Consider the following 24,236-nt stretch of genomic DNA (forward strand, 5'->3'; position numbering starts at 1 on the left):
GGATAGATTTACATGGCTGCGGCCAGTTTCTTCAGTGTTGTTCCGAGGTTGTAGGAAAGGGCCATATAGCCGCGAAGTCGGTTGCGTGAGCCTCTTCCGGTCATCATCAGCTGGTCTCCACACGGAAGACGAATTTTGCCACGTCGCGGCGGCTGGGTCAGCGGCGGCGGTGCATCAGGCTCATGAGCCGCGCCTGGCGGTCGAAAGGCCCTTCCGGCGCGGGCGTTCCCGCTTCTCCATCCATCATCCGCCGCACCATCGCGCCGGCCATGGCAGCAAAGATCACGCCGCCCAAAGCCTGACCGATCAACACACCCGCCGCGCCGAACATCGCGCCGCCCGCCAGCACGAAAGGCACGGTGCCCAGCGTGTGCCGCCCCCAGTTGATCCAAGTGGAGCGGAACGGATGGCCCATGTTGTTGAAGGCCGCGTTGGCGACGAAGATCACCCCGTTGAAGAAGAAGGCCAGCGCCAGCGGGCCGCAGAACAGTACGATCAGGTCGCGCGTGACGCCTTCGGCATCGAAGAGTGCGATAATCGGGCCGCGCAGAGCAAAGAGGATCGCGGTCATGGCCAGGGTGAAGATCCCGCAGAACAGCAGCCCGTCGCGCCAGGCCTGCCTGACCCGATCCATGCGCCCCGCGCCGAAGTTCTGCCCGATCACCGGACCGATGGCGCCGGACAGCGCAAAGATCACGCCGAAGGCGACCGGTGTCATCCGGCTCACGATGGCCATGCCCGCCACCGCCGCCTCGCCGAAGCTTGCCATGGCGCGGGTGACGACGGCCTGTCCGAGGGGCGTCGCCAGTTGGGTCAGGATCGCCGGCGCGGCGATGGTCACGATGGGCATCAGGGCCACGGACAACTCCGGGATACCGGGGCGCACAAGTCCGCCATGGTGGCGAAAGATCGGGATCAGCGCCGTGCCAGCGATGACAAGCCGCGCCGCCACGCTGGCCAGAGCCGCGCCCGTCAGGTCGAGCCCAAGCCCGAAGATCAGGATTGGATCGAGCACCGCATTGACCAGCGCCCCCCAGATCGTCGCCATCATCGCGCGGCGCGCATCGCCATGGGCCCGCAGGATCGCGCCGCCCACCATCCCGACAATCAGGAACGGCAGGCTCGGCACGATGATCCTGAGATAGAGAACGGCGAGATCCAGCGTCTCGCCCGATGCCCCAATCAGAGCGGCCAGTGCCTCGAGGTTCAGCCAGACCGCCGCGGCGAAGATCGCGCCGAAGATCACTCCCCAGACAAGCGCTGCCGCCGCCTGCGCGCGGGCCAGGTCAGCATTGCCCTGTCCCAGCGCCCGGGCCACCAATGCGCCCGCCGCGATGGCCATGCCGATGCCGAAGGAGGTGGTGAAGAACAGGATCGCGCCCGCGTACCCCACCGCCGCGGCCAGCTCCGCGTTGCCCAGCATCGCGATGAACACCATGTCGATGAAGTCGACCGCGAAGACCGCCATCAGCCCCACCGACGAGGTCAACGCCATCACCGTGATGTGGCGAAAAAGGCTGCCCTCGAGAAAAACGGCGCGCGCTTCGGCCATGGGACCTCCAGGTTGGAGTCTGGTCCCTCCGCCGCGTTTTTACGGAGGAGGGCCGAGGTTCCGGTTCGGGCGCCCGGTCTGTGCGCCCAATATGCTATGACTATCTCGAAAATGAGGTCGGGTGACGAGGAAATCGATGGGCACTGCCGTCCGCGCCCGTCGATGCCAAAGTCCGAGTGCCAAACGCCGGAAAATGGATCGTCGCGATGGCGATGCGGAAAGCACTTCGGCGAAGCCGTCCTCAGGGCATGTCCGACGCAGCGCGTTTCGCAAACAGCGTTCCGGCCGCGCCCCCAGGGATTATGAGGCGGCTTCTCCTCCACGCTTCATTAAGGCCGACGCGGGTCGGATCATGACGACAAGGTCGGTCACGTTTCCCGCTTCATCCAAGCGAATGATGTCTATTCCGGTGAAGGTCGCACCGCCGACGCTGCCGCGGAATTCCAGCACATGGCCGTCGTCACCCGCGAAGTCCCGCGCGTAGGCGAAGGTCTCGAAGATGCTGAATGACTGCTTCAAGCTGGCGACAAAGGCATCCTTGCCGTGCAGCGGCACGGCGTCGACGGGGGTGTGGAACGTCACATCGTCTGCAAGAAGATCCGGTAAAGCGTCCCAGTCCCGTTGAAGGAAGATGCGTTGCCATTCGTCCAACGTGGTTTGGCCGCGTGGACTGTGTGCCCCTCCGTCCGCGTTTGAGTTGGCTATGCTCATGAGAGCCTCCTGATTGTCTGAAACCATGCGCTGAGCGGTCGTGACGACCGCGTGATCGAGAGACTGCCCGCACGGCGCCGGGATCATGCGGCCTTCTCGACCCCAAGATTTGCGACCACCTCGGCCGTTGTGAGGATCGCATGTGCATAGGTCGGACCGTTGACCTCGTGGGCGGCGTGCATGGCATCTATCGACATGGCCGCCGTTGCATCGCGGACAAGCGTCACGTGATATCCGAGTTCGGCAGCCTGTCGGGCTGACGTCTCGATACAGGTATTGGCGATCAGTCCGACAAAGATGACGTGCGTGATCCCGTGCTGGCGAAGCTGCACGTCGAGGTCGGTGTTGGCGAAGCTGGATGCCCCCCAGTGTTCCTTGATGACGATATCGCCTGTGTCCGGAACGAACCCGTCGTACCAATCACCGCCCCAACTGCCGTCGGCGAACAACTGGTATTCGTATGCTGCAACCTGAGATGGCGTCAGGTGCGCCCATCCCTCGAAGTCCGCGGCGTGGTGCCGGTGATGGGGCAGGATGAAGATCGGCATGCCTGCCTCGCGGGCCGTCGCCCGGATCCGGGCCAGGTTGGCATGAAGGCCGACCGATGTGGCAACCTCGCTCAGCGCCGGCCACATCTTGCCCCCCTCTGCCAGAAAATCGTTGTAGGGGTCGATGCACAGAAGCGCTGTCCGGTCCGTGGGATACTGGGTGTCGTTCATGGGTCATTCCTCTGGGGGTTGGGCGGCAGTTCCGGCTTGAACGAAGCGATATGTTGCTTCGGCATCGCCCGGGGTCATAGCGCGCCGTCGCCGGTCAGTGCCGAGACAACTTCAGCCGTGCTGTGAATGGCATGGGCATAGGTCGGGCCGTTGATCTCGTGCGCGGCATGCAGCGCTTCCGCCGACATGGCCGCCGTTGCGTCGCGCACGAGGGTTACGTGATAGCCAAGCTCGGCCGCATATCGTGCGGAGGCTTCGGTGCAGGTATTGGCGATCGCGCCCACGAAGATGACATGGGTGATACCGCGTTGGCGCAATTGCACGTCGAGGTCGGTGTTGGCGAAGCTGGATGCGCCCCAGTGTTCCTTGACGACGATGTCGCCGTGGTCGGGGCCGAACCCTTCGTACCAGTCTCCGCCCTTGCTGCCCTCGGCGAACATCTGGTGTTCATGGGCCGCGGCCTGGAACGGCGTCAGGTGTGCCCACCCCTCGAAGTCGCCGTCGCGGTGGCGGTGATGGGGCAGGATGAAGATCGGATGCCCGGCCTCACGCACGGCCACACGGACTTTGACCAGATTGGCATGAAGATCGACCGATCTGGAGACCTCGCTGAGGGCGGGCCACATCTTGCCATCCTCGGCGAGGAAATCGTTATAGGGATCGACGCAAAGCAGCGCCGTGCTGCCGGCGGGATAAGCGGTATGTGCCATGAGATGGTCCTTTCAGTGGGGTGTCGTCAAACCGGCTTGCCCGGTCCCTGTCGTGCCATCGCGTGCATCAGGCGCTCTGCGTGTCTCACGCGAAATCCACCGATCGGTTGAACGGCATCTCGCGCAGCCGCTGGCCCGTCGCGGCAAAGATTGCGTCTGCAAGGGCCGGTGCCGCCGGTGCGGTCGCGGGTTCTCCGAGACCGCGGACCTTTTCAGCTTGCCCCAGAAGTCGCGTGTGGAATTTCGGTGTCTGGCGCAGGCGCATCCCCTCGAAAGCGTCGAAGTTCGTCTGCTGCACGGTGTGGTTGTCGTAGGTCAGCTCACAGTTCATCGCGTGGCCAAGTCCGTAGACGGCGGCCCCGGTCAACTGCGCCTCGGCATTGACCGGGTCGAAGACGGTGCCGCAATCGGCGGCGATCCAGACCTCGTCGATGCGAATGCCCCGCTCGGTCAGGGTGACATCGATGACCTCGGCGACAGGTACGCCATGCGTGTAGGCGAAGGCGATGCCCCGTCCGCGCCCCGGACCGATGTCGGCGCCTGACCAGTTCGACATCTCGCCCACGGCTTCCAGGACCCGGCGCGAGTCCGCGTGGTCGATCAGGCGCAGCCGCTCCTCGAGCGGGTCCGCCCCTGCGGCGTGGATCAGCTCGGACAAAAAGCTTTCGTGGAAGAAGCTGTTGGAACAGGCCCCGGGAGAGCGCCATGATCCAATCGGCATCAGCGGCGGCGCGGCATAGCCTGTCACGCGATAGTTCGGGATGGCGTAGGGCTGGTCGAAGGCACCCCAGACCAGCATCGCGTCCGGGCCCGGCGGCACGATGAAGACGCGTCCGAACCATGAGGCGATCAGCGATGGGCTGATCGAGTCGAGATCGCAGGCCAGCACGCGGCCATCTGCCACCGCCCCGCGCCCGCGCGACATGTGCAGGGGTCGGGGGAAATCGTGCGTCATGTCCTCCTCGCGGCTCCAGGTGGTCTTGATCGGCGTGCCGGGCATGGAGGCGGCGATCTGGATCGCCTGCACGACGAAATCATGGTCGAGCCTGCGGCCGAAACTGCCGCCGGCCGGCAGGGCATGGAGGATCACATTGGCCGCATCGATGCCTGTCACCTCGGCGGCGGCATCCCGCACCACGTGTGGGACCTGCGTCGCGGTCCAGATCGTCACCGCATCGTCTTCGACCAGCACCGTGGCGTTCAGCGGCTCAAGCGCGGCATGTGCGAGGAAGGGTGAACGGTATTCCGCCTCGATGACTTTGGCGCCGCTCAGCGCCGCCTCGACATCACCATCGTCGCGCAGTCGGCTGTTCTGGAACTCATCCGCGTGCGCATCGGTAAGCGCTTGCCACATCGCATCACTGCTGGCCGGGTAGTCGGGGGGGAGCCAGTCGACCTGAAGCGCCTCGGCGGCTTTGAAGGCGAACCAGGTGTTGTCGGCTATGACCGCCAGCCCCTCGTCCACCTCGACGACCGAACGCACGCCCTGCATCGCCAGCGCGGCATCGGGAGAGTAGCTCGCCATGCCGCCGCCGCGCCCCGGGTTGGCGCGGACTGCGGCATACAGCATCCCGGGCAAGGTCACATCGATGCCATAGGATTGCGTACCAGTCGACTTCGCCACGATGTCGAGCCGCTGATACGGCTTGCCCAGCCGCGTCCATTCGGACGCGGGGCGCAGGGGGACGTCGGTCACCGGCTCGATCCCTGCCGCCTCTGCGGCAAGCTCGGTATAGGGGATACGCGTTTCGTCGGGCAGCACGACGTGACCGTCCTCGGTCCGCAGGTCGGCTCTCGGCACACCGGTGCGCGCCGCGGCAGCGGCCTTCAGCGTCTCGCGGGCGGTGGCACCGGCGCGCCGCAGCGTCTCGTGAAGGTCGGCGGTGGAGGACGACCCGCCGGTGAATTGCGATCCCGAAAGCCGCGCGACGTTCATCATCAGGTCGCGCACCGTCTCCGCGACGAACCCCTCATCCCATCCGGGAAAAGACAGACCGTCCGCCGCGACGGTGCCGTTGAAATAGGCCTGATGCGGCTGACCGGGGTCGAGCGTGACGGTCGCCGGGTCGATATCCAGTTCCTCCGCGATGAGCATGGCCTGGGTCGACGCAATACCCTGGCCCACATCGGCGCGCGGAACGATCAGCGTGATCCCGTCCGCCGTGATCTTGACGAAGGGGGTAAGCGCCGCCTCGCCCTCGGCCAGATCATCCAGCAAGGGATTTGGCGTCGGGCGCGTGACGAACCAAGCCCCGAAGGCAACCCCGCCGAGGATGGCAGCGGACCCGATCAGAAAGCTGCGGCGGGCAATGTTTTTGACTCGCCCCATGGCTCAAGCCTCCCGCATCGCGCTGGCGGCGGCGTGGACGGCCGCGCGGATGCGGGGGTAAGTCCCGCACCGGCACAGGTTGCCGGACATGGCCGCGTCGATATCGTCATCGGACGGCTCTGGATTGCGGGACAGCAGGTCGGCGGCCTGCATGATCTGGCCGGATTGGCAGTAACCGCATTGCGCAACCTGGTGGTCGATCCATGCCCTTTGGATCGCATGAAGCGCGTCCGGTGTCCCCAGCGCCTCGATCGTCTTGATCTCGCCCCAGACATCGCCCAGTGCCACCTGGCAGGAGCGCACGGCCTCACCGTCGATATGCACGGTGCAGGCGCCGCATTGTGCGATGCCGCAGCCATATTTGACGCTCGTGATGTTCAGACCGTCCCGAAGTGCCCAGAGCAGCGGCATGTCGTCCGGCAAATTTACTGTGTGAATAGTGCCGTTTATCGTAAGGTCCATGGCGGTCTCCGGCCGGGAAGTGAAGGACGCCAGTTGCGTCGTAGACCCCAGCGTAAGTCTGGCGACACCGGGCGGCGATATGCAGATACGGTCATGGGCAAGCAAATCCGGTCACGGACCTGTCGGCATCTGGCGGCGATCCTCTGCCCGTGGCATGCAGGCCGAAACAGCTCAAAGACCGAGGCCATGGACACGGAACCGACCTATTCTCTTTTCATGGCGACCGACGTGGCCTGCCGCATTCTCGAAGTCGATCCGATGGTGATGCTCGAAACCGCCGGGCTCGGGGAGCTGCCATATGGGCGGACCGAGCTGCGCGTGACGGCGCAGCAGTATTTCGACTGCTGGAACACAATGGAGGTTCTGTCGCCGCGAGCTGACTATGTGCCCCACCTGGGGGTTGCGATCTCTCGCGGGCCGGTGATCCCGGTCTTCTTCACCCTGTCCTGCGCACCCGACATGGAAATCGGGCTGATGCGTCTGTCGCAGTTCAAATCGCTCCTCGGTCCGACGCTGATGCGTGTTTTCCGGGAGGACGGATTGCTCAGATTGGAATTCGACAGCGTCGATGCGCGGGCTCCGATGCCGCCGAGCCTTGGCGCGCTGCAACTCGTGGTCGTGGTCGAGAACATTCGCGGTGCAGCCGCACAACATGTTTGCCCGGTCGCCGCGGGTTTCGACGGATCGGAGGAGGAACGCCGCATGATCGCCGGCCATCTCGGGATCATGCCGGAACGGTCGCATGCCGCCTATGTCGCCTTTTCGCCCGAGGATTCGAAACGCCGGTTCATTTCCGAGAATCCTGCCTTCTGGGCGGATGTCGAAGCCGACCTGAAGCTTCAACTGGCGGCGCAGAACGACCGCTGGCCGGTTGCAGACCGGGTGCGGGGCGCTCTGGTCGATCTGATGCCGGCGGGGCGGACAGGGGCCGAGGACGTGGCCCTTGCCCTCGGGATCAGCCGCAGCACGTTGCAGAGGCGATTGCGCGCGGAAGGCACGTCGTATCAGTCGGTGCTCGACGCCACGCGGCGCGACATCGCGATCCGGTACCTGACCAAGACCACCCTGCGCACCGACCAGATCGCGGGTGTCCTCGCCTACCGCGACGCCAACAGCTTCTCCAGAAGTTTCCGAAGATGGACCGGACAAGCGCCGTCGTCTTTTCGGCAGGCCCTGACGCGTTCGCAGTCTCAGGACCCGGAGACCAAGTAGGGAACGGGTCATCGCGACAAGCGATCAAGCGGGACCCGCTGATCTCGCAACCGCTCCTCTGAAGTCCGCGATGACATCGCGGCGGAACAGCAGCCCGAGGGCCAAGAGCTGGGCGACCATGAAGAGGCCGATCCCCAGGTAGACCGTTGTGGCCGAAGCCATTTCGACCGGCATGGGGCTGATCGCCTGCGTAATCAGGCCTTGGGAATAGTCGAAGGCCCCCACGGCGTTGTAGGCAACCAGCGCTCCCCAGACCGCCAAACCGCGCCGCGTCCAGAACAGGTACAGCATCACCGGCAGGATAAAGCCGATGATCGTGTCGCTGAGCCACGGGCCGAACCAGCCGTCAGGGGCCGGGCCGCCGTACATCTGCACTTGAGGCAGGAACAGGATGGTCTGTGCTCGGAAAATCGTGGCACCCATCAGGAGCGTGATCGCCCATTTGACCGTCGGTGTCATGTTGGGGTCCTTTCAGAGTGCTTGAGAATTGCCAGCAGGGCCAAAACCGGAACGGCCAGAGCAATTGCCACCCGGACGACATGCAGACCCAGCCAGGTCGCCCGAACGCTCGATGCCTCTGAGGCTGTGTAAATATCCCAGATCAACAGGATATTCTGGGGGATGAAATAGCCCAGCGTGAATAAGGTATTGGCGACGTAAAGCCAGACGGCCCACATCCACAGGCGACGCACCGGGCGGTTCTGCCAATCGAGCCGAACCGAAAGCACGAGGCCGACCAGCGTGATCAGGTTGAGCGGAATGATGGTGAGGGCGAAGTTCAGGAACTCGTCCCAGAAGCCTGCCCTGCAGATCAGAGGATCGGTCCCGAGCCATCGGATGCCGTAGGAGACGAGAATGAGCAGGCCCCCACCCGCAAAGGCCGCGGATGAGATGACGGCCACGACATTGACCGTCTTGCGATAGGTGTCGGGCGTCATTGTCGGAAACCTGCTGTGCGTTGGACCAATTCGTTTCAACGTATGGGTACGGCGGCCATAGCCCGCAGCGCGTAGACGGGGATGGCAAGGGTGATCAGAACGCGGGGGACATGACCCAGAAGCCAGATCGTGCGAACCGTGTCCGCGTTCTCTTCCGTCACAGGGCCGATGAGGGCGATCTCCGTGTAGAAATTCAGCGCATCCCCCACCGGCGAGTCGATCGCCGCCGCAAGGCGCACGTTCAGCGGCATGTGATAAAGGATCGTGATCAGCGAGAGCCCCAGGTAGAGCCACAGTGCGATCACCCAGTTGCGCCGGGCCGGGACCACGGCCCAGTCCAGCCGGGCCGACAGGATCAGGCCCGCCAGCATGGCCAGGAACAGGGGCATGATCGTGTAGAGGAAATTGCTGAATTGCGGAAAGAATTGCGCGACAAAGTCTGCCGGAGGCAGGCTCAGCCAATAGACGCCCATCGACGCCCCGATGAACAGGTTCGCGCCGAAGAACCCGGCTGAGGTGATGATCGTCAGCGCATGAACACGGCTGCGGTAGGGCTCGGGAGTCATTGGATGGCCTCGACCATGGGGTCAGTGAAACTCGGTCTTGGCGAATTGGCGGAACAGGAAGGCGGGTGCGATCCGGCTCATGAGCTTGATCTGCCGCGACTGTCCCACCAGCATCTCGGTCTGGTTCCGGCGCAGGCCTTCAATGATAGCTCGCACCAGATCGGCGGGCTTCATCTTCTTGAAGTTGTCGGACTTCAGAACCGATGTCATGTCGGTTTCGACGACCGGCGGCAGAGCTTCGAACACGGTAATGCCGTGGGGCTGCAACTGATGGCGCAGGGTTTTCGCGCAGTGATGGATCAGCGCCTTGGTCCCCGAATAGACGGGCGTTCCTGGCAACGCGACGAAGGCACCGCCCGATCCGATGAAAAGAACTCCCGGCTGCGCGCTCATTTTCAAGAGCGGCAGTGCCCGCCGCGTCAGGGTCAGCGGTGCGGTGGCATTGATCGCGATCTCGCTCTCGATCTTGTGCAGCGCGTCGGGATCTGTCGCGAAGTCGTAGGGCAGAAATATGCCTGCATTATTGATCAAAAGATCGAGCCGGCCATGCTGCTCCTCGATGCCCGACAGGATACGGTCCTGATCGTCAGCGCTGGTCACATCCCCGGCGATGGCCTGCGCCCCGGTCACCCGCGCGGCCTCGGCAAGCTTGCCAGCGTCCCGCCCGCAGATGATGACTGTATTGCCGAGCGTTGTGAGTTGCCGCGTCAATTCGAGCCCGATACCCGAGCCACCACCGGTCACGAGAATGATCTTCGATTTCAGGTCCAAGTCGATCTCTCCCATCACAGGTGTCATGAACAGGTTAGGCCTTGGGCACGATGCCCATCCACCGCTTGGGACATGCAGATCGGCTCATTGACGTGCAGATCGTCTCAGGTCTGTTGCGAGCGGAGCGGGATGCGTTTCTGGTGAAGCGGATCGGTTTCCCACCAAAGGGGTATCAGAATGCAGGAACCGGAAAGATCCCCGCTCTACACATCCGCCGTCCTGTCCGGACCGATCTGCGGGATGCTTGGGGTCGCATGGGACAAGGTTCTGGTTCGCGCGGGGATCGTTGCCACCGAGCGCAACGACCGGGCCTTTCTGGTCTCTGCCGAAGAATACCTGGCGCTTTGGGCGGCGATGATGGACCTGTCGACGCAACAGGACGTCTCGAAGCTTCTCGGCTTGCGGATGGCGGGCGGTCCCGCGATCCCGGTTCTCTTCGCGTTGTCCACGGCGCCCGATTTCGAGACCGGCATCGGCCGGATGTCAAAGTTCAAGAGCCTGTTCGGACCGATGCGGTTCGTCGTGTCCCGCACGACGTCGGAGTTCAGCGTTCGCGTCGCCCCGGATCGCCCCGACATTACCTTGCCGGGATCCTTCAGCAGCCCCCAGGTCATCTATCTTCACGCGCAGGCCAACGCACTTGCGCGGCAAGCGATCCGGCCCTTGCAGGTGTGCCTGCCTCTCCCGCAGGACGAACGCGATCGGCTGGCCGACGTGTTCGGACAGGTCCCGGACGAAGGGGAGGCTGCCCTGACTTATGCCCGTTCAGACACGCGCATTCCCTTCATCTCTGACAATCCCGAGCTTTGGGAGGCCACCGAGGCTGATCTTCACGCCCAGTCGATGATCCAGTCCAAGGGCATTCCCCTATCGGAACGGGTCCGTGCGACGATGCTGGAGGCATTCTCGGTCACGGACCCCACGATTGCCCATGTCTGCGGACGCCTAAGAATGAGCCGAAGCACCTTGATGCGGCGTCTGGCCAACGAGGGTGTAACCTTTCAGTTTCTTCTGGACGAAACGAGGAAAGGACTGGCCATCCGCTATCTCGTGAAGAGCGATCTGAACAACCAGCAGATCGCGCACCTCGTCGGCTATAGAGACCCGACAGCGTTCCAGCGCGCTTTCAGGAAATGGACAGGAACGACGCCCCAGGCCTTGAGAGCTGATCGCCTTTAGATGCGGGTGGGAAGCGCGCCAGCGACTTGCGCTCGGCATATCCGCAGTCGTTCCGGCACCGCGACCACGATGAATGTCGGCGATGCAGACTTCAGCGTCAGCATTCAGTAGCTGCGCTCCAAAGTCACTTCTGGCCGTTCTCGACGGTGCGATCATTGATGGCAAGAACAGGGGGATTCGAACCTCGAGTACGGTGATGGATGGTGCCGGTCGGTCCTGAGATGCCTTGTTTCATTGGCCGAAACGGGCGTGGATGAAAACTGTTGCATTGGCTGTTGCACTGCGGCTCTCGTCTCCAACTTGGATCAAACTTGAACGATAGCACATAGCTGCCGTGTCCAGTCCGGCCGGCAGTCTTCTGCCAGCCGGTGGTCATCTCAATTCAGCCTCTCGGCGACCAACGCACGTGTGCGCTTCAAGGTAGACAGCAGTGCGGCCTTGTAACCTTGCTCGCTGTCGAACTGCGCCTGTTCGGCCTCTTCTGCGGGGCCACCGGGCGCTTTGTCGCGCAGCCCGAGGTAGCAGTAGAAGCGCAGGTGCAGCGCGCCGGTTTCGTCCTCGATGATCTCGTTGACGATTGCCCCCTCGCGCGGGCCGGTGGCCTGGAAAAAGGTCACCTTGCGGCCGGGCTCGAAGGTGATGATCTCGCGCAGGTCCGTGCCGCCGATGGTGGCGTCGCGGACGAAGTGGGTCGGGCTTTCCTCGGTGACGTCGCAGCGGGTGCAGAGGCCGGGCGGCAGGAACTCACGCGCATCGCGCGCCTTCAGCTCCAGCCCGGCCCAGACCTGCTCGCGGGTCAGCGGAGCTTCGCCTCCGGGGTTCACCGGGACGGTGGCGGTCGAATAGATCATAGCGGATGTCCTTTGATGTGGTGGGGGCGTCGTGCCCCCTTTGAAGGGTCGGACGCGAGGTCAGCCCACGATCTGGGCAGCGTAGTCGCGGTAGCTGCGCAACGGCCGGCCCAGCAGGGTTTCCAGCCGGTCGACGTCGCCCGCCTCGGGCACCATGCCGTCGGTGACGAAGCGCTCGGCCATCACCCGCATGTCGAGCGCCATCCAGGACGGCATGAACTGGCGCAGGCTCTGTTCGAACCCGGCGAAATCCTCCCCCGGATAGGTGATCTCGCGGCCCAACACCTCGGACCAGACGGCTGCCACATCCGGCCCAGTGAGCGTATCCGGGCCCACGAGATTGATCCGGGTCAGCGGCAGCGGCCCGTCCGCCGTTTCGCGCCGGATCAGTTCGAGGGCTGCGATCTCTGCGATGTCGCGGGCGTCGATCATGGCGATGCCCCGAGTCCCGATCGGCATCGGGTAGATGCCGTAGCCGGCAATCGCATCCTTGATCGTGATCTCGTTGTCCATGAAGTAGGCGGGCCGCAGGATGGTGGCTTTAAGCCCCATCTGTTCGATCATCCGCTCGACCCCGAACTTGCCCGCGAAATGCGGCACGTTCACGTAGAGGTCGCTGTGGATGACCGAGAGATATACGATCCGTTCGATCCCCACTTCGCGGGCGACATCGAGGGCCAGGAGCGCCTGGGTGAACTCATCGGCGACGACACCGTTCAGCAGAAAGAGCGTGGAGACGCCCGAGAAGGCCGTCCGCAGGGATCCGATCCGGATCGTCAGGAGAAATCGGCAACGACTTCTGGTTCGGGGGTGATGTCGGCGGCGCATCCGGATCGCAATCTTTCGGTCCGGATGCGTCGGAACTGTTTCATAGCCGGGCTCACTCCGCGGCTATGGGCTCGGGGTCGTCGGGCTTCTTCTTGCCGGCCTTGCCCTTGGAAAACATGTCCAGCTGTGCGTCGTCCTCTGTCTCGGGAGGCGTGTCGGTGTTGTTCTCTGTCGGCCCCTCCGGCGCACGGGGCAATTTCTGCCGCCTTACCCGGCTCACGATGTCCTTTTCGCGCTCCATCAGACGCCCATCCAGACGCGCGATTTCGAGTTGCGCATCGTGCAGGAGGGCCCGAGCTTCGTCGAGCCTCATTTCCAGGTCTTGGACCCGCATCTCAGCGCCGTCCCGCTCGTCTTCGACCAGCGCGCAATTCGCGAGCGCCTCGTCGACTTCGCTTTTCAGGCGCTCGATTTCAGTGGCATGAGCCCGACGGTCCGATGCTGCGATCTCGTCGGCGAGTTCCCAGGACATCTGCCACATGGCGGCTGCGGCGTCGCGAAAATCCTCGGGCATCTCGGGTGCGGCCCGCGCTGCCTGTTCCTTCGCCGCGATCTCTGCAGTGACTTGTTTGACCTTGGGGGCGATGTCGCGAAATGATCCGCCTCCGAGGATGTCGCGCACTGCCTGGTTCGTGACCGGCTTGCCGTTGGCGGTCAGCTTTTGGATTGCGTCGCGAACCTGCTTGTCCAGCGACATGTTGTTTTTCTTCTGGGCCATGTCCGGCTCCCATTTTCGGTAATGGTAAGCGCCGGTAATACCGTTACCTCGCGCTACCACCCCGACGGGGTGGTGCTGAGAAGATGGTTCTTTTGAGATAGGCAAAAAAACTGCGGAGGGAAAATCGGCGAGAAATCTACGCTCCGCCGATGACAGATGGGCGGGCCTGCAGATTGGCCAGATCCGCGCCTGTCGCAGCAACCCCTTCGTGAAAGCGCCGGAACTCTGCGTCGGTCACGTCGGCGCTGACCGAGACGGAGCCGGCCCCGTCAATCGACAGAAGGCCAGCGTCGAAAAGACGGTGGATGTCAGCGCGCAGGATCATGCCGTTTGCTGGGTCAGCCGTGAGCGGTGCGCTCCGGTATTGCGTCGTCATTCTTCCAAAGGTTCCTGTTGCGTGCGTTGGCATGGCGCTTTGCGAGCCTCGCGGCAGTTGGAGCACTCTTCAGGAAGGCTTCAACACTTCGAGGAGCTGGTCCACTTCACGCTGCATTCTTTGCCTCTCCAAGGCGTCATTTCGCCCAGTTGCGACGAAGCTCATGGCTTGCATGATCTCGAAGGCGTTTCTGGCCGGCACCGCCGAGCCGGGGACCGGGTCCCGCTGCCGCATGGGCTTTTCTGAGGCCTCACCCGGGGCGAAGGGATCATCAAACTCGGCGTCACGACCGGTGCGGCAGATGTATAGGATCCGCGCAGCGGCCTTCTTTCCCCATGTCTTGGCGACCGGGCCGTCCACCCAAGAGATCAGTGCTTTCTCCTCTACTTGGACCTCATGAAGCCGCAGTCGTCTTCTTCTGTCGGCGTCGGCTGTCTTGAAGGCCCGCTCGATGCGGTCTGGGATCTCTTCAAGAGCGAGTGATCCATCGTGGCGTTCGCGGATCTGGATCATGGTCTTGCCGATGATCAGACCGTTTGCACAGACGAAACGCAGCCAGCCGAACACGATGACCAGTCGGGACGACCCATCGACTGAGTTGAAGCATTCGAGACGCAGTGCAGTCTGCTGCCCTGTGGCCTCCTGCATCGCGAAGCGCTCGGGTAGGACGAGCCGCAAGTTCATCCATTCGCCCAATTCGGAGAGACCCAATTCAGGACGGACCTCTTCCGGCTTCACGCCGCAGCGTTTGAGGCCCTCGAAGCAGAGGTCCGCAACCTCGCTGTGTGATGCCAGCGAATAAGACGGAGATACCGTGCCGATCGGGATCGCCTGCTCGGTTTGCGTGACAGGCTTGCGCACAACCATCCGCAGATGTTGGTTTTCCGGGGCATCAGGCTCAAGCCGGAAGGGTGCGAGTTCGAAACCGGGGATCATCGCCTTCAACCGGTTCCATGGTCCCCGGTAGTAGGACACATCCCGCGCCCGCCAGCGATGTTGCTCGGGCGTCAAGTCCACGGTCTCTTCAGGCCATGTCCAATTACCGTCCTTCATGCTGTCTTCCTCCGGCCTCGCGTCGCCTTCGGAGCGGCGGCGCGGGCTTCGCGGATGCGGGTGAGGAGGGCTTCGGCGGGTTCGTCGTCGGGGTCCTGGGGGACGAGCTCTCCGCGGAAGGCCTTGGCCAGAAGGCGCTCGTCAAGCCGGTCGAGGAGATGGGCGGCGCGGGTGGCCTCCTCGGTCATGCGGTCGATGCGGTCGAAGGCGGCTTCGATGCGGCGGACGATTTCTGTCTGTTCGTCCTCTGGCGGATGCGGGATGTGGAAATCCGCGAGTCCCTTCTTGCCGATGTGCTGAATGTTGATCCCTTGGGTGTTCGAAACGAACCCTTCAGCCAGAGCTGTCGCGTAGAAATACCAGTAGAGATACTCGGACGAACAGTGCTTGGGTTTCACGCGCAGAACCGTGTTCTGAAAGCAGCAATCTTCGATTTCACCATGCCAGATGGCCGGCTTCCCAACTTCCTTGGCGCTTCCAGATCCTTCATTAAGGAGGACATCCCCGGGCTCGAGGTGGAACCGCGCGAAGTCGGCAGCATCGAAATTCATTTCAAGAACGTCCGAGGTGTCTATACCCCGCCACGTGATGTTCGCAGCCCGGATATACGGCCGCATGAAGGGACCGCTGTGGTTCTTCGGTGACCTTTGCCGCCCGAGTGAGACATCGCCGACATCTCTCACTTGTCGCCATTTCCACCCCTCAGGAATCGGCCAGTAGTAGTCATAGTTCGGCGGTTCGACACTAAACTCAGAGTGGCCCGTAAGGACGCCATTGAAGGCGCTCCGCAGGGTCGCCTGCTTGGCGCGGGTGGCGAGTTTGGTGGTGCGGGCGAGGTGGTCGCGCGCGGCGGCCGAGCGCGCCGAGAGCCGGTCCAGCTTCGCCACGATCCGCCTCTGCTCGGGGAGTGGGGGGACGGGCACTGAGACGCTTTCGATTTCAGACGCACTGACGTTTTGAACGCCAATCCCTTTGCCTTTTTCCGAGTATTCGCGCTCGGTCAAGGCCAAGGCTCTCAATGCGAAGTCTTTCAAGTCCTGCTCTGCGACGTCGAACTCGACCAGTCCAGTGCGTTGGTTTTGAAGTGCCGGCTCATCGTTCTGATAAATCGAAGGTTCGCCGAGTGACCCACTCATTCCGAGAAGAATATCGCCATTCTTGACGAGGAAACGCTCATAGGCTTCACGAAACTCCGTAGGCAAATACTTGCACTTCGAGAGGTCTACGAGGTCCCCGGTTAATTCCGTTTGGCGAACAAGCGGAATGCCTTCGTCTCGAAAATCTTTACTCTTGAAGGCAAAGCCGTTTCGGATGCGAAGGATGTCGCCAAGTTTTGCGGCCTCCCAGCCTTGCGGTAGATCACTCATTCCGCCGCCACCGCCGCCGGTGCTGCGCCCTCTTCCTCGCCTTCCAGTTCCAACACCAGTGCTTCGATCTCGCGCGTGGCTTCGCGCAGGTGGCCGAGGATCGCCGCCGTGATGTCGTCGGGATCGGTCAGGCCGTCCTCGGCTTCTTCCTCACCATCGCGCAGCCAGGAGATGTCGAGGTTGTCGCCACGCTTCTCGATATCCTCGCGGGAAAAGCGACGGAAGCGGCCTTCCTCGCCCTGATCCTGCCGTTCGGCGCGACCATTGGGATCGTCGCCAAAGGCCGCCTCGAAATCGGCGAAGTCCTCGGCCCGCAGAGGCCGTGTCTTGCCGTAGGAGGGCGCGCCTGCGCGCATGTCGTAGACCCAGACGGCCTCCGTCCAGCCGCTCTCGCTCCGGTCGGCGTTGCGGGTGAAAAAGATGACGTTGGTCTTCACCCCCTGGGCGTAGAAGATGCCGGTGGGCAGGCGCAGGATGGTGTGCAGGTCGCACCAGTTCATCAGCATCTGGCGCAGGGCGCGGCCGGTGCCGTCCTCGAAGAGCACGTTGTCGGGCACGACCACGGCGGCGCGGCCCCCGGGCACGAGGCCGCGGATGATGTGCTCGACGAAGGCCAGCTGTTTATTCGAGGTGCCGGCGGTGGTCGAGAAGTCGCTCCGCTGCGGTCGCCCGCCGCCTTTCTTGGTGCCGAAGGGCGGGTTGGACAGGATGAGGTCGGCCTTGGGCAGGTGGCTGCCCTCGTCGGTCAGGGTGTCCATGGACTGCGCGTCGCCCTCGATGCCGTGCAGCATGATGTTCATCAGGCAGAGGCGGTGCGTGTCGGGGACGAGCTCCGAGAGGGTGTAGCAGTCGCGGATCTGCTTCTCGGCGGCGCCTTCGGCCAGGCCGTAGAGTTCGTTGTTTTCCTCGTAGATGCGCCGATGGGCAGCGACGATGAAGCCGCCGGTCCCGGCCGCCGGGTCCTGAATGCGCTCGCCCAGCTGGGGCTTCGTCAGCCGGACGATGCTGTCGATCAGGGGGCGCGGCGTGAAGTATTGCCCGGCGCCGGACTTCTTGTCCTCGGCGTTCTTCTGGAGGAGGCCCTCGTAGAGGTCGCCCAGGCCCTCCTCGCGCGCATCGAACCAGTCGAGGTCCTCGATGGCGGTGGTCAGGCTCTTGAGGTTGGCGGGCTTGCGCAGGCGGGTCTGGGCGTTCTCGAAGATGGCAAGAACCAGCTTGTCCTTGGCGGGCTTAGGTTTGCCCTCGGCATCGCGCTCCTCAGGGTCGCCGAGCGAGGTCAGGAGGTGCTTGTAGTGGGTGAGCTGGTCCAGTCCCTCACGCCGCGCCAGCGTGTCCCAGCGGTATTCCTCGGGGATGCGACGTTCCTGCCCGGTCTCGGCCATCATCTTGAGGAAGAGGAGGAAGGTCAGTTCGGTGACGTATTCGGAGTAGGTCACGCCGTCGTCGCGGAGGACGTCACAGAGTTTCCAGAGCTTGGCGACGATGTCCTGCGTGGCACTCATGCGGCGGGCTCCCATGTCTCGGTTCTTATCTCTTCGAGGATGGCGTCGAGCTCGCCCCTGAAGATCTTGTTGAGGCGTCTGTAGCCGCCCTGCTGTGCGAAGGGCGGGTCATCGAAGGCCTGTCGATCGATGACAACCTGGCTCTTCATCTCGTCTCCGATCCGATCGAGCCAGCGTCGCTGAACGTCGTCGAGATCGTGAGTCGATGCAACCTTCCGGATGGCCGCATCGACGCGATCGGCGTAGGGGACCAGTGGGTCGCCCAGGGCTGCCTGGCGGATGAAACCGATGATGGAGGCGGCGATGTCCTCGTTGGTGCGATCCCGCCAGGCGGTGCGCAGGGCGCTCTCGGTGAAGTGGCGGGCATCGAGGGCCAGGCGAAGTTCACGCAGGCTCTCGCGAGTCAGGTCGCGGGGACGTGTGACGACGAGGTTGAGGGCGTCGATCTTGTTGGCATTGTCGCGCACGAAGGTCGCGAAGGCCTCGATGAAGTCGGCGGGGCGGACGCCCTCGCCGTAGCCGCGCGTGACACCCGTGACCGTGTCGTCGCCGGTGTAGATCGGGATGATGGGCGGGGCACCGCGGTCACCCTTGAAATCGAAGAACTTCCCCAGCCCTGGCCGATCCTGGGTCCATTCCCGAACCTCGGGTGCGGGGCCGTTTCGGAAGCGATCGAGTGTCTCCTCGGGCGTCTCACCTGCCTGGGCGGTGTATTGCTCCCGGATCTCCGCGTTCATCCGCCGGACCTTGCGGGACAGTTTGACGATGATCTGGTCGAGAATTTCCTCTTGGTGGGAGGTATCATCGGCGTTCTCGAAACCGTCGAAGAGGGTTTCGAAGGACACCTTGGGATCGACCACGACCGGCCGCATCTCCGTCATGGCCTGCAGGTTCGGGTAGAGGTCTACCGCATCGTAAATCTGGAAGGCTTCCTTGCCGATCTCGTCGCACTTGCGGGTCGCTCGGCCGATCATCTGGTCGTAGAGGATCCGCGAGTTCACCCGGCGCAGGAAGACCAAGTTGGTGATCGACGGAACGTCGATGCCAGTGGTCAGCAGGTCGACCGTCACGGCGATCCTGGGATCGGCTTCATTCTTGTATTTCAGGATCAGCTTGCCTGGCTTGTCGACCGATCCGGTGATCTTCTGGATCATGTCATCGCGGATCTCGAGACCTTCGTCGCGGTAGGCTTGGCGCAAATACTGGACGACCTCGTCGGCATGATCGTCGGAGGTGGCGAAGACCAATGTCTTGCCGGCATCGGGTGCCATGATGTCGACCCGGCGGGCGATTTCAGCCGCGACAACCTGGTTGAACTTCGGCGCCCGGACGCGCCGGTTGAAGTGTTCGACGGTGAAGTTCAGCTGATCAGGGAGTGTCGCGGTGTCGATCTCGCCCGTGCGCGGGTCGAGCACGTCGATGGTCTCTCCCGCCTCGATCGTGATGCCCGCCTCGCTGAGCGCCGTCTTGATCAGGTGGGGCGGATCGTGATCGATCAGCCAGCCGTCGATGACGGCCTCACGGTAGCTGTAACGGTAGATCGGATCGCCGAAGATCTGCGCCGTGTGTAAGGCCGGCGTCGCCGTGAGGCCGACCTTCACGGCGTCGAAATACTCGATCACCCGGCGATACTTCGAGACGTAGTCGTTCTGGTCCCGGAAGGTCGTTTCCGCCTCGCTCATCTCGCGGTCGAGCAGGTAGCCTCGATGGCACTCATCAATCAGGATCAGGTCGTATTGGTCGACCGGGGGCCTGTCCCCGGGCTCTCGCTCGAGCACACGCCTCACGAGGCTCTGCACGGTGCAGATATGGATTTTCGCATCGCGGTCTATGTCCTGGTCTTCGAGGCCTCGGAGTCCGAAGATCTCGGCGAAGGTCTTGGCGCCGACCATGCGGGTCGTCTCAAAGGCGCTTTCTGCCTGTTCCCCCAGGGCACTGCGGTCGACGACGAAACAGACGCGCAGGAACCTTTTCGCCTCCAGGAGGCGGTAGATCATGGCGATGGCCAGCTTCGTCTTGCCGGTGCCTGTGGCCATTGCGATGAGCATTTCTCGCTGACCCTCGGACACACCCTTCTCGACGGCCTTTATCGCCTTCTTCTGATAGGGGCGCAGGTCGAATCCGAAACTGAATGGTTTGTCCTCCAGCTCCTTCTCCGCAGCACGACGATCGACCTCGAGCCTTTCGTTGAGACCCTTGGGGGTGAACCAGCCTTCCAGGGCTCGAGAGGCATTCGTCGCGTCGCGCGTGTCGCGGAACCAGATCCCGCTCTGCGTCGCCATCGCTGGATAGAAGCTCCGTCCGTTCGTGGCGAAGATGAAGGGGGCCTTGTGGCCATCCCACGGACCGCCCGCGAGGTCGAAACTCTCATCGGGCTGGATATCCTGCGAATACCGGGTCGCCTGGACATCGACGGCCGACATCACGTTCTTGCGCTTGCGCTTCGCCTCCACGACACCGACCAAGGTCCGGCCGGCGAAGAGAGCGTAGTCGGCCGGCCCCGAAGATGTCGGCCATTCGGCGATGGCCAAGTTTCGATTCTTCTCCGGCCGCGTACCTTTGGAGTGTCGCAGTGTTGTGCTATCGACATCCCACCCGGCTTGCCGCAGTTGTTCGTCCACGAGGAGGCGGGTGTCAGCTTCGTCGAAGTCCATGTCTCTGGCCGAGTCGAACGCGGCCTTGATGAACATCTGTGCCTTTCCGCGCTCCATTGGTCTCGCTGCGCGTCGTTCGGCATCCTCGGCCAGCTCGGCATAGATCGCGCGTTCTTCTTCCGCGAGGCGGGCTCTGTCCTCGGCATCCAGGGCAGCGCTTCTCGCACTCTCTGCCTCATCGGCGAGGCGGGCGGCTTCTGCTGACCTCGTCTCCAGTTCTGACCTCAGCGCCGCCACCTGCTCCTTGAGATCGGGCGCATCGTCCTCCGTCAGCCTCGGCGGAGTGAACGGCATGGTCAGGCGCGGCTGTCTCGTCGCCGAAGCGCGAAGCCAGACACCAAGACGGTGGCATAGTTTGATGGCCTCGAAGGCCATTCGACGTTCGCCATCGTGACCATGGACGGCGGCGTTGCCCTCGATACGCAAGCGATGGAGAATGTCGAGGATCTCGGCAGGGACCAGATCATCCCGGCGGATGCTTCGGAGCATGTCGGAGAACGTGTCGCCGTTCGAGACGTCCGCGCCGGCATTCTCGGCAACGACCCGGACCATGCGCTCCGCGAACTGCCGGGTCTTGATGAGGGCCGTGTTCGCATCGTCGACGAAGTATCGCTCGGCGTGCGACGCCAGAATTGCCAGCGGACGATCAATATCCTGAAGGTGATCGAAATTCTGACTGGTCATCCTGGTTGATTACTCGCGATCTTTATTCGCCATCAGAATTTCTGGACTTGCCGCTTAACGCAATAGATCGCGCTGACTTTCCTCGCGTTATTGGAAGGAAAGACACCTTGACCGGTTGTCGTCTGGTGGTTTCGCGGGTTTGTCGGACGGTCGGGCGCGGGTGGGGTTTTTCCGGAAAGGGGGCCATGTGGCCTGGAGACAAGCTCCAGGCCTTGGCCTCCGGCGAGGCTTACGCCCTTGGAGCGGACACGGACCTGTCCGGCCATCACTCATGTATCCCGTGGCACCTTGTGCAAGCCGAGCTCATACCATTTCGTGCGCGACATGCCGGCGGCCCTCCAAGGTTGTTCTCGCGATGCCGAGTTCTGCGAGAGCCATTCGTCCCGAGATTTTGCCCCAGCGGCCTGTCGGCGACCTTTTTCGCGTGATGCCTTTCGGCGGGCGCGCTCCTCCTCTGAGATGACCTGCTCAAGGCCCAACGCCCGAGCGACATCATCGGGGATTTCCAGCAATTCTGCGATCCGCGCGCCAGTGTAGTGCAGCCGTCCGTCGAGCGCAGGCGTCGATGAACAGGCCTTCTGCGCCTGTCTCTCGGCGCTCCTGATGATCCCGACCACTTCGCGCTCTGAAAGGCCGGGCGTGGCGATGGCCGCGGTACTGAAGATTTCATTTTCAATTTCTGCCTCCGGCGCTGTGTGCGTCAGGCAGGTTGCGACCAGGTGGAGGAACGTGTTGCGCTTGCCTTCGGGAACATGTCCTCCCCAGTGGCTCACGATCTTGTCGAGATCGCTTGAGATCATTGCGAAACGCTTGCGGGGGGCGAGTCCACGAGGCTCGCCAGATCGGGGTTTTTCAGCTTGCTCAGCTTTCCGGTTCGAGAGCTGGCGACGTGTCGGACGGCCGGCGGCCTCGAAGATCCGGTCTGCAAGATCGTCGAACCTGTATCGGCGAAGAGTCCCGTCGACCGTCCGTACCTCTTGGCCCGTCTTGAGGTTGGTGGTGCCGGGGACCCGAAACACTCTCGCTACATCGCTGCACGCACTGTCCGCGCCCAGGTGCTTGAACAGGCCAATCAGGCAGCTGAGGCATGCGCTCCATCGGGGTCGTGCCTGCTTGGGAAGCGGGTCAATCAACCAGATTGCTGCGAGTCCTCGGCCGGTGAAGGTGACGACAGACGGACGAGGTATGCTCTTGGCATCGAGCTCCATATGCAGCTTTTCGACCCAGTGCTCGTGGGGCTGGTTGCTGCCCGGAAGGCGGTGCACATCGAGATCCAGATAGAGGGTGTTGATCTGCGCCAGACGGCCGCCGCCCCGAGGGCCACTGAATCTGTTGAGCGTCAGATAGGTGCTTTCGTCAAGAAGCGACTCCGCGATGATCGGCGCGGTCTCGACCGAATAAGTGCGCGTGATCGCCTCGTCACGGCTTCGGATGATGGTGAACGAGACCTTTCCGATGCTTCCTGACGGGTGTAGCAGTCGGACGTAATCGGTCGCCGATAGGTCGGCGGCGGCAGGCGAATTTCGGCGGCATGAGGGCGATGAGTGTTTCATCGCAAGGAACTGGTTCCCTGCGAGTCACCACGGAAATTCTTGCGTCAACGCGAGGTCAGGTTCGGGCGCTCGGAGGACGGTCCGAAGCGCCCGGAACCAATGTCAAAGCGGAGCAAACAGGATCGGCCACCATTCCCAGTCCGCGTATTTGACGCCGACCTGCTCGACATGAATGTACCGGGAAAGGCTGCCGTCCGGAGAATGACCAGTATACTTCATGATAATCTCACGGCTGCCGCCGCCGAGTCCGATTTCGAAGAAGCGTGAGATTGCCTCGTGGCGGAGATCATGGAAGTGGAGGTCCTCGATCCCGAGGATCTGGCAAGCTTCCGTGAAGAGGCGACTGATCGTGTCCGGACTGTAGGGGAAGACCCGGTCCTTTATGCGAGGCATCGACATGATCATCTTCATGCCCTCTTCCGTCACCCAGGTTTCGACATCGTTGCCCTCCGTGTTGCGCGGGTGCTTCATGTTCCGAATGATGAGACGTGCCTTTTCTTCATTGAAGTCGTCCCAAGGTATCCGGCACAGGGCTTCCTGGCGGTGGCCAAGGGTGATCGCAGCGCCGATCACCTTGTGCATCGGCACGCGCCGACGATCGGCCCGATAGCGATCGTGAAAGTAGGTCAACAGCCTGTCGAGTTCGTCCAGCGTGGGCCGCCGGTTTCGCGTCGCGGAGCGGCCGATCATGCGCTGATGCTTCAATGTGAGGATTGCGACCTCGAAGGCTCCGATCGGCATGTCGATATTGCTGATCGGCCCGCCGTAGCAGACGACCGTGCGAAGGGTAGCCATGTAGCTGTTCACGGTCTGGGGCTTACGAGGCTTCATTATGTAGTGCTCTGGGCAATCAGCTTGCGGGTCTGCCGGTGGAGCCTGAACGCCGTTCAGAAGATCCTGCCCCAGGCGGAAGAAGTCATGATTGTCGGTGTCCTCTACGGGAAGGTTGCCGAAATCGAGGCGTTGGAGATAGGAGAGGTTCGCCGCCTTGGTCTTGCCAAAGCCTTCTGGCGACGCATCACAGTAGTCACTGATCACGTCGGCCCAGGTCTTGCGATGCCGCGCTGCGACGGCGCGATCGAGCGCACCTCTCTCCGACAGAGCGCGCTCTGTCTTGCGGATCCAACGCTCCGCGGCCGTCTCATTCTTGAAAGTCTCCGTCAGAGTAAGAACGACCTTGCCGCCCTTCTTTTTACGGATCACCGCAGTGTAGCTCGTTGCGCCGTCTTTCTTCTGGCGCTCCATGATGGTACCCATTCGGGTCTCCTTTCGGGATTTTGTTGCCGATGTTCGGGAGATCGAACCGGGCGGCGCGCGCCGGACGGAACTTTGTCCAGGGTTCGATATCTCCTGCCGGCGCACCCGGCGGAGCCCTCGCCTTCTCGGTGAAGAGGCGAGGCTCCGGAGGAGGCGGAGAGCGGTGCAACAATTCGGGTCCGGTGCAACATTGTGTTGCACCACCCCGAAAAACGGGGGCAAAAGGCCCACAAATCGAGAAAGA

Annotated in this window: 22 protein-coding genes; 2 read left to right on the forward strand and 20 right to left on the reverse strand. The window is 62.8% G+C overall.

What is annotated here, in order from left to right:
* Positions 1 to 157: 157 nt before the first annotated feature.
* From DU478_RS05760 to DU478_RS05785, 6 genes are all read right to left on the reverse strand, one after another.
* Complete coding sequence (locus tag DU478_RS05760) at positions 158 to 1,552, reverse strand: MATE family efflux transporter (RefSeq protein WP_114509986.1); 1,395 nt, start codon at positions 1,550 to 1,552, stop codon at positions 158 to 160.
* A gap of 300 nt (positions 1,553 to 1,852) precedes the next feature.
* The gene (locus DU478_RS05765; RefSeq protein ID WP_158545746.1) at positions 1,853 to 2,263 is read right to left on the reverse strand and encodes a nuclear transport factor 2 family protein; all 411 of its coding nucleotides are present in this window, start codon (positions 2,261 to 2,263) and stop codon (positions 1,853 to 1,855) included.
* 83 nt (positions 2,264 to 2,346) lie between these two features.
* Entirely contained in the window at positions 2,347 to 2,982 is a 636-nt protein-coding gene (locus DU478_RS05770; protein ID WP_114509988.1) for an isochorismatase family cysteine hydrolase, read from the reverse strand.
* Positions 2,983 to 3,056: 74 nt separating this feature from the next.
* On the reverse strand, positions 3,057 to 3,692 hold the full coding sequence (locus DU478_RS05775; protein ID WP_114509989.1) for an isochorismatase family cysteine hydrolase: 636 nt from the start codon (positions 3,690 to 3,692) through the stop codon (positions 3,057 to 3,059).
* An 85-nt stretch (positions 3,693 to 3,777) separates the two neighbouring features.
* Positions 3,778 to 6,021, reverse strand: coding sequence for a xanthine dehydrogenase family protein molybdopterin-binding subunit (locus DU478_RS05780; RefSeq protein WP_114509990.1), 2,244 nt, complete (start codon positions 6,019 to 6,021; stop codon positions 3,778 to 3,780).
* 3 nt (positions 6,022 to 6,024) lie between these two features.
* On the reverse strand, positions 6,025 to 6,483 hold the full coding sequence (locus DU478_RS05785; protein WP_114509991.1) for a (2Fe-2S)-binding protein: 459 nt from the start codon (positions 6,481 to 6,483) through the stop codon (positions 6,025 to 6,027).
* A 186-nt stretch (positions 6,484 to 6,669) separates the two neighbouring features.
* Between DU478_RS05785 and DU478_RS05790 the strand changes: the two genes are divergently transcribed.
* Positions 6,670 to 7,695, forward strand: a complete 1,026-nt coding sequence (locus tag DU478_RS05790; protein ID WP_114509992.1) for a helix-turn-helix domain-containing protein — start codon at positions 6,670 to 6,672, stop codon at positions 7,693 to 7,695.
* Between the two features lie 24 nt (positions 7,696 to 7,719).
* On the opposite strand, the gene DU478_RS05795 is transcribed toward DU478_RS05790, so the two are convergent.
* From DU478_RS05795 to DU478_RS05810, 4 genes are read right to left on the reverse strand one after another with little or no spacing between them, the layout of a single operon-like run.
* Positions 7,720 to 8,154: a hypothetical protein gene (locus tag DU478_RS05795; protein ID WP_114509993.1), complete on the reverse strand. Its 435-nt coding sequence runs from the start codon at positions 8,152 to 8,154 to the stop codon at positions 7,720 to 7,722.
* A complete protein-coding gene (locus tag DU478_RS05800; RefSeq protein WP_114509994.1) occupies positions 8,151 to 8,633 on the reverse strand; it encodes a hypothetical protein in 483 nt (160 codons plus the stop codon). The genes DU478_RS05795 and DU478_RS05800 overlap by 4 nt, the downstream gene beginning before the upstream one ends.
* A gap of 35 nt (positions 8,634 to 8,668) precedes the next feature.
* A complete protein-coding gene (locus tag DU478_RS05805; RefSeq protein WP_114509995.1) occupies positions 8,669 to 9,199 on the reverse strand; it encodes a hypothetical protein in 531 nt (176 codons plus the stop codon).
* A gap of 21 nt (positions 9,200 to 9,220) precedes the next feature.
* Positions 9,221 to 9,985: an SDR family oxidoreductase gene (locus DU478_RS05810; protein ID WP_158545747.1), complete on the reverse strand. Its 765-nt coding sequence runs from the start codon at positions 9,983 to 9,985 to the stop codon at positions 9,221 to 9,223.
* A gap of 162 nt (positions 9,986 to 10,147) precedes the next feature.
* Between DU478_RS05810 and DU478_RS05815 the strand changes: the two genes are divergently transcribed.
* Entirely contained in the window at positions 10,148 to 11,149 is a 1,002-nt protein-coding gene (locus DU478_RS05815) for a helix-turn-helix domain-containing protein (protein ID WP_114509997.1), read from the forward strand.
* A 377-nt stretch (positions 11,150 to 11,526) separates the two neighbouring features.
* Here the strand turns inward: DU478_RS05815 and DU478_RS05820 are convergent, their stop codons facing one another.
* The 10 genes from DU478_RS05820 to DU478_RS05865 form a co-directional block, all read right to left on the reverse strand.
* A complete protein-coding gene (locus tag DU478_RS05820) occupies positions 11,527 to 12,000 on the reverse strand; it encodes an AtaL-like protein (RefSeq protein ID WP_114509998.1) in 474 nt (157 codons plus the stop codon).
* Positions 12,001 to 12,060: 60 nt separating this feature from the next.
* On the reverse strand, positions 12,061 to 12,828 hold the full coding sequence (locus DU478_RS05825) for an NmrA family NAD(P)-binding protein (RefSeq protein WP_114509999.1): 768 nt from the start codon (positions 12,826 to 12,828) through the stop codon (positions 12,061 to 12,063).
* Positions 12,829 to 12,880: 52 nt separating this feature from the next.
* Positions 12,881 to 13,546 (reverse strand): DNA-binding protein, encoded by a 666-nt coding sequence (locus DU478_RS05830; protein WP_114510000.1) that lies wholly within the window; start codon positions 13,544 to 13,546, stop codon positions 12,881 to 12,883.
* Between the two features lie 136 nt (positions 13,547 to 13,682).
* Positions 13,683 to 13,922, reverse strand: coding sequence for an HNH endonuclease signature motif containing protein (locus DU478_RS05835; RefSeq protein ID WP_158545748.1), 240 nt, complete (start codon positions 13,920 to 13,922; stop codon positions 13,683 to 13,685).
* A gap of 69 nt (positions 13,923 to 13,991) precedes the next feature.
* Positions 13,992 to 14,975: a DUF932 domain-containing protein gene (locus DU478_RS05840; protein ID WP_114510002.1), complete on the reverse strand. Its 984-nt coding sequence runs from the start codon at positions 14,973 to 14,975 to the stop codon at positions 13,992 to 13,994.
* Entirely contained in the window at positions 14,972 to 16,342 is a 1,371-nt protein-coding gene (locus DU478_RS05845) for a restriction endonuclease subunit S (protein ID WP_114510003.1), read from the reverse strand. The genes DU478_RS05840 and DU478_RS05845 overlap by 4 nt, the downstream gene beginning before the upstream one ends.
* Positions 16,339 to 17,844 carry a class I SAM-dependent DNA methyltransferase gene (locus DU478_RS05850; RefSeq protein WP_114510234.1) on the reverse strand — a complete coding sequence of 502 codons (1,506 nt, stop codon included), beginning with the start codon at positions 17,842 to 17,844 and terminating at the stop codon, positions 16,339 to 16,341. Before DU478_RS05850 ends, DU478_RS05845 begins: the two co-directional genes overlap by 4 nt.
* The gene (hsdR, locus tag DU478_RS05855; protein WP_114510004.1) at positions 17,841 to 21,182 is read right to left on the reverse strand and encodes a type I restriction-modification system endonuclease; all 3,342 of its coding nucleotides are present in this window, start codon (positions 21,180 to 21,182) and stop codon (positions 17,841 to 17,843) included. The genes DU478_RS05850 and hsdR overlap by 4 nt, the downstream gene beginning before the upstream one ends.
* A gap of 269 nt (positions 21,183 to 21,451) precedes the next feature.
* Positions 21,452 to 22,735 (reverse strand): hypothetical protein, encoded by a 1,284-nt coding sequence (locus DU478_RS05860; protein ID WP_114510005.1) that lies wholly within the window; start codon positions 22,733 to 22,735, stop codon positions 21,452 to 21,454.
* A 102-nt stretch (positions 22,736 to 22,837) separates the two neighbouring features.
* Positions 22,838 to 23,992 (reverse strand): tyrosine-type recombinase/integrase, encoded by a 1,155-nt coding sequence (locus tag DU478_RS05865; protein WP_114510006.1) that lies wholly within the window; start codon positions 23,990 to 23,992, stop codon positions 22,838 to 22,840.
* Between the last annotated feature and the right edge of the window lie 244 nt (positions 23,993 to 24,236).

This window comes from Thalassococcus profundi, from assembly GCF_003344785.1.
GTDB classification, from domain to species: Bacteria; Pseudomonadota; Alphaproteobacteria; order Rhodobacterales; family Rhodobacteraceae; genus Puniceibacterium; species Puniceibacterium profundi.